This window comes from Aeromicrobium sp. Leaf272, assembly GCF_001422865.1.
In the GTDB taxonomy this organism is placed as follows: Bacteria; Actinomycetota; Actinomycetes; order Propionibacteriales; family Nocardioidaceae; genus Aeromicrobium.
In genome coordinates, this window is sequence record NZ_LMMY01000011.1 from 31,537 (window position 1) to 37,060 (window position 5,524).

Here is a 5,524-nt window from a genome sequence, read left to right on the forward strand (position 1 = left end):
TCACCGAGAGCCACGTGCGCATCCCCGCCGCCCGGTACCGCGAGTGGTTCGACGGCTTCCACCCCGACCTGCGCGACGGCATGCTCGAGGCGTGGGGCCCGGCACCGGGCAAGCTGTTCGTCAACGGTGAGCAGGAGATCGTGCTCGCCACGATCCGCGCCGGCAACGTCGTGCTGATGATCCAGCCGCCCCGCGGCTACGGCGAGAACCCGGTCGCGATCTACCACGACCCCGACATGGCGCCCTCGCACCACTACCTCGCGGCCTACCGCTGGGTGGAAGAGGAGTTCGGCGCGCACGCCGTCGTGCACCTGGGCAAGCACGGCTCGATGGAGTGGCTGCCGGGCAAGAACGCGGCCCTGTCGGCGTCGTGCGGCACCGACGCCGCCATCGGCAACCTGCCGCTGATCTACCCGTTCCTCGTCAACGACCCGGGCGAGGGCGCGCAGGCCAAGCGTCGCGCCCACGCCACGATCGTCGACCACCTCATCCCGCCGATGGCGCGGGCCGAGAGCTACGGCGACATCGCCAAGCTGGAGCAGCTGCTCGACGAGTACGCCAACATCGCCGCGATGGACCCGGCCAAGCTGCCGGCCATCCGCTCGCAGATCTGGACGCACATGCGCGCGGCCGAGATGCACCGCGACCTCGGCCTGGACGACATCCCGGACGAGGACGACTTCGACGACTTCATCTTCAACGTCGACGGCTGGCTCTGCGAGATCAAGGACGCCCAGATCCGCGACGGCCTGCACGTCCTCGGCCAGGCTCCGGCGGGCGAGGCGCGCGTGAACCTCGTGCTCTCGATCCTGCGGGCGAGCCAGATCTGGGGCGGCGAGACCGGAGCCGTCCCCGGCCTGCGGTCGGCCCTCGGCCTCAAGGAGGGTGAGGACGCCCTGCGCGCCATCGACGAGATCGAGCAGCAGGCGCACGCCCTGGTGCAGGGCATGGAGGAGGCCGGCTGGGACCCCTCCGCCGTCGACGGCCTGCACGACGACCCCGTCGTCCGCGACGTCCTGCACTTCGCCGCCACGCAGGTGGTCCCGCGCCTCGCGCAGACCACCGACGAGCTCGACCACGTGCTGCACGCGCTCGACGGCGGCTTCATCCCCGCCGGTCCGTCCGGCTCCCCGCTGCGCGGACTCGTCAACGTGCTGCCGACCGGTCGCAACTTCTACACCGTCGACCCGAAGGCCGTCCCGTCGCGACTGGCGTGGGAGACCGGCCGGTCGATGGCCGAGTCGCTCGTGGAGCGGCACCTCGCCGACACCGACGAGTACCCGCGCTCCGTGGGCCTGTCGGTCTGGGGCACGTCGGCCATGCGCACGTCGGGCGACGACATCGCCGAGGTGCTGGCCCTCATCGGCGTCGAGCCCGAGTGGGACCCGGCGTCGCGCCGGGTGAACGGCCTGCGGGTCGTCCCGCTGGAGGAGCTCGGTCGTCCGCGCATCGACGTCACGGTCCGCATCTCCGGCTTCTTCCGCGACGCGTTCCCGCACGTCATCGGCATCCTCGACGACGCCATCCGCCAGGTGGCCGAGCTCGACGAGCCGCTCGAGCAGAACTTCGTGCGTGCCCACGCCCAGGCCGACCTCGCCGAGCACGGCGACGAGCGCCGGGCCACGACGCGCATCTACGGCTCGAAGCCGGGCTCGTACGGTGCCGGGATCCTGCAGGTCATCGAGGCCGGCAACTGGAAGACCGACGACGACCTCGCCGAGGTCTACACGGCGTGGGGCGGCTTCGCCTACGGTCGCGACCTCGACGGCGCCCCGGCGTCGGAGGACATGCGTGCCAACTACCGCCGCATCGCGGTGGCGGCGAAGAACATCGACACCCGCGAGCACGACATCGCCGACTCCGACGACTACTTCCAGTACCACGGCGGCATGATCGCGACGGTCCGCGCGCTGACCGGCGCCGAGCCGAAGGCGTACGTCGGCGACTCGACGTCGCCCGACGCGGTGCGCACGCGCACGCTGCAGGAGGAGACCAACCGGGTGTTCCGCGCCCGCGTGGTCAACCCGCGCTGGATCGGCGCGATGCAGCGGCACGGCTACAAGGGTGCGTTCGAGCTGGCCGCCACGGTGGACTACCTGTTCGGATTCGACGCCACCGCCGGCGTCGTGCACGACTGGATGTACGAGTCGCTCGCCAAGGAGTACGTCCTCGACGAGACCAACCAGGAGTTCATGCGGAAGTCGAACCCCTGGGCGCTGCGCGGCATCGTCGAGCGACTGGGCGAGGCGGCCGAGCGCGGCCTCTGGGCCGAGCCCGACCCCGAGGTCGTCGCCGCGATGCAGCAGGTCTACCTCGACCTCGAGGGAGACCTCGAGGACCGCCACGCGTGACGCGGCGAGTGACCCTGGTCGGGATCGGTCTCGGCCACCCCGACCACCTGACCGTCGAGGCGGTCGCGGCGCTGCGGTCGGCGTCGGTCGCGCTGGTGACGGTGAAGCGGGCCGGTGACCCGCTCGCCGCCGCGCGCCAAGAGGTACTGGCCCACCACGCGCCCGACCTGCGGGTGGTCGAGGTCGTCGATCCACCGCGGGACAGGACAGCCCTCGACTACGAGTCCGCGGTCGGCGACTGGCACGAGGCACGGGCCGCAGCCTGGGAGTCGGCGCTCATCGCACATCCGGGCGACGCAGTCCTGCTCGTGTGGGGCGACCCCGCCTTCTACGACTCGACGATCCGCGTGGTCGAACGCGTGCTTGCGCGCGGGAACCTGACGTTCGACTGGGACGTGCTGCCCGGGATCTCCGCGCTGCAGCTGCTCGCCGCCCGGCACCGGATCGTGCTGCACGAGGTCGGGCAGCCGATCCACGTGACCACCGAGCGCCGGCTCCGCGAGGCCCTCGAGCAGGAGCAGGACAACGTCGTCGTCTTCCTGACGTCGGGAACCGACCTGAGCGGCCTCGACGACTGGCACGTCTGGTGGGGCGCCAACCTCGGATCACCGTCCGAACGCCTCGTCGCCGGTGCCGTCAGGAGCGTCGCGGCCGAGATCACCGCGAAGCGTGCCGCAGCGAAGGTCGAAGCCGGTTGGGTCATGGATCTGTTGCTGCTGCGCAGGTGAGCAGTCCGGCGGAGGATTCTCGAAACCGCCGACACGAGTCGTCCCGTGATGGGACCGTGCCTCATGGACGAGACCGTGCTCGACCCACCGAGGGTCACCCGACGCGGACCCCGCTACCTCCGCTGGGTCGCCGCCACCGTCGCCGTCGTGACCATCGGCGCCTTCGTCGTGTGGTGGTCGCGACCGGACGCCTTCGGTCCGTACGGCGACGCCGTGTCCGCCCAGCTCGTGGTCGGCGAGACGCTCGACGTCAACCTGTCCGTCACCTCGATCCAGGAGCAGGTGACGACTCACGCCCTCGAGCCCAGGATCACCGAGAACACTGCCGACGCCGACATCGACGTCGTGCTGTGCGAGCTTGACGGTGACGATCGTCTCGGCGCCGGCGCCGGCGAGCTCGACCGGTACTGCGCCTCGGTCCGTCCCGCCACCGCTGGTCAGATCGACTGGCGTCGGAACGACCTCATGGTCCGTGTGACCCCACGCCGGGCCGGCACCGTTCGGATCGAGGGCACCGAGATCGGGTACACCCGCGGATGGCGCCACCTGAGGCAGACCGGCACCCAGCACACCGGAACCGAGGTCGTGCTCACCGCCCGCTGAGGTCGGTCTCAGAGCTGGGCGACAGCGCGGGCGAGGGCGCGTTCGACGTGGGCGGTGTCTCCGTGGGGGAGGCCGTGGGTGGCGGGTTCGGCGTCGATGGTGCGGCCGGAGGGCAGGATCCAGCGCAGGGTGCGGTGGCCTTTGAGTCGGTGGTGTCGTCGGTGCAGTGCCCAGGTGTTCTCGCCGGTGGTGGGTCCGCGTGGGTGTGGGACGCGGTGGTCGATGTCGCAGTCGCGGGCGGGTCTCGTGCAGCCGGGTGTCTGGCAGACGGCGTCGCGGAACGCGATCGCGGCCGCGAGGGTGTCGGGGGCGAACCGTCCGACGTACTCGTGGGCGAGCGTGTCCTTGGTGATCGGGTCGACCAGGAGCCGGTGGAAGAAGGTGTGGTGGGCGTCGAGGTGGTCGAGGATCCACTCGGCCGGGACGGTCCAGGTGCCGTCGTCGGCGACGGCGGGTCCGGGTTCGACTCCGGCGAGAACGGGTCCGTCGATGACGACGCCGATGTCGGTGCGGGTGCGTGCGGGGGTGGGGTCGTCGGTGGCCAGCAGCAGGTCGACGAACGTGTCGGCGCGGAACTGACCACGGGTCCGATCGTCGCCCTCGGGTCGCGCGGTGCGCCGCAGCCGCGCGTCGATCGCGGCGGCCTGGTGAGAGGGCACGAAGGCGTTGACCCATGCCATGCCGTCGTCGACGTGGGTGATGGTGACGTCGCGCTGACGCCGGGCGGCCTCGGCCCGGGCTGCGGCCTGCTCGGCCTCGACGCGCGCGACGAACCGCTTCAGCCAGGCGCGCAGTTCAGCCACGGTATGGGTGCTGGCGTACCGGCCGACGGTGTCGTCGAGGCGCTCGAGCGACTCGGGCAGCTCCAGCACGGCCACGGTGCCGGCAATCTCACGGGCGCGGGCCCAGTCGATGCGTCCGGTCATGAACGCATTCCACGTCTGCGGGACCCCTGACCGGAGCCGGTCGGCCGCGGCGAGGCGGGCGCTGACCTGTGCCTCGGACAGGCCCACGGCCTGGCCGATCTCCAAGCCGATCGCGGACCGCTCGACCAGGCGCGTCATGGGGGACTCGATGGCTGCGGTGCGGGTCAGCTCGGCCTCGCGGAACCGCAGCATCGCGGCCAGCTCCGCAGCCTCGGCCCGACCCCGTTCGCGCGCGAGGACACCCAGTGCCTCGAGCGCTCCCGCGTTGCCGTTTCCATCCATGTATCGAACATAGACTCGACCTCGGACACTCCTTCGGAGGCCTACCCCTCGACCGGGATGAGGTCGGCGACGGTCGTCCGCGCCAGGGCCTCCTCGGTGGCGCGCGCGACCGCCGCGTCGACGTCGTGCAGGCCGTCCTGGATGCTGCGCCCGACAGGGCACCTCGGGCTCGGCAGGTGGATCGCCAGCACCGGCTCGTCCCCGCGGACGAGGCGCCACACGGTGTCGAGCGTGATCCGCTCGGGCTCCACGAGCAGGCGCCAGCCGCCGCGGGCGCCGGGCGTGGACGCCAGGATGCCGGCCTCCCTCAGCGGAGCGAGCACGCGTCGCACGTGCACGGGCGTCACCTGCGTGCTGGCCGCGAGCTCCGTCGCACCCACGGTGCGGGGATGCGACGCCGACGGACCCGCCCCGCTTCCGGCGAGGTAGGTGAGGACGTGCACGGCCACGGCGAACTGGGTGCTCTGCGGGCTGGCCATGCCCCCATGATGCCATACCGCCACCAGTGTGGTTATAGTTACCTCAACAGCAACCAGACTGATGACAGTAAGGAACCTCATGACCACCTACGGCATCACCGGCGCGACCGGACAGCTCGGCTCGCTCGCCGCGGAGCTCCTCCTCCAGCAGGTCG

5 protein-coding genes are annotated in these 5,524 nt (G+C 71.4%); 3 read left to right on the forward strand and 2 right to left on the reverse strand.

Going from position 1 to position 5,524, the window contains the following annotated elements:
- The 3 genes from ASF38_RS07230 to ASF38_RS07240 form a co-directional block, all read left to right on the forward strand.
- Positions 1-2,351 (forward strand): cobaltochelatase subunit CobN (locus ASF38_RS07230; RefSeq protein WP_235497482.1); only part of this gene is annotated, 2,351 nt, incomplete at its 5' end.
- Positions 2,348-3,079 carry a precorrin-6A synthase (deacetylating) gene (gene cobF, locus ASF38_RS07235; protein WP_056574798.1) on the forward strand — a complete coding sequence of 244 codons (732 nt, stop codon included), beginning with the start codon at positions 2,348-2,350 and terminating at the stop codon, positions 3,077-3,079. The genes ASF38_RS07230 and cobF, both read left to right, overlap by 4 nt.
- A gap of 63 nt (positions 3,080-3,142) precedes the next feature.
- On the forward strand, positions 3,143-3,682 hold the full coding sequence (locus ASF38_RS07240) for a hypothetical protein (RefSeq protein WP_056574802.1): 540 nt from the start codon (positions 3,143-3,145) through the stop codon (positions 3,680-3,682).
- A gap of 8 nt (positions 3,683-3,690) precedes the next feature.
- Here the strand turns inward: ASF38_RS07240 and ASF38_RS07245 are convergent, their stop codons facing one another.
- Both ASF38_RS07245 and ASF38_RS07250 read right to left on the reverse strand, forming a co-directional pair.
- Positions 3,691-4,890 (reverse strand): HNH endonuclease signature motif containing protein, encoded by a 1,200-nt coding sequence (locus tag ASF38_RS07245; RefSeq protein ID WP_056574805.1) that lies wholly within the window; start codon positions 4,888-4,890, stop codon positions 3,691-3,693.
- 41 nt (positions 4,891-4,931) lie between these two features.
- On the reverse strand, positions 4,932-5,369 hold the full coding sequence (locus ASF38_RS07250; RefSeq protein WP_056574807.1) for an Rrf2 family transcriptional regulator: 438 nt from the start codon (positions 5,367-5,369) through the stop codon (positions 4,932-4,934).
- Positions 5,370-5,524 lie beyond the last annotated feature (155 nt).

Coding starts and splice junctions, on each gene's coding strand:
- ASF38_RS07245 (WP_056574805.1), bottom strand. CDS start 4,890: ATGGATGGAAACGGCAACGCGGGAGCGCTCGAGGCACTGGGTGTCCTC.
- ASF38_RS07250 (WP_056574807.1), bottom strand. CDS start 5,369: ATGGCCAGCCCGCAGAGCACCCAGTTCGCCGTGGCCGTGCACGTCCTC.
- ASF38_RS07240 (WP_056574802.1), top strand. CDS start 3,143: ATGGACGAGACCGTGCTCGACCCACCGAGGGTCACCCGACGCGGACCC.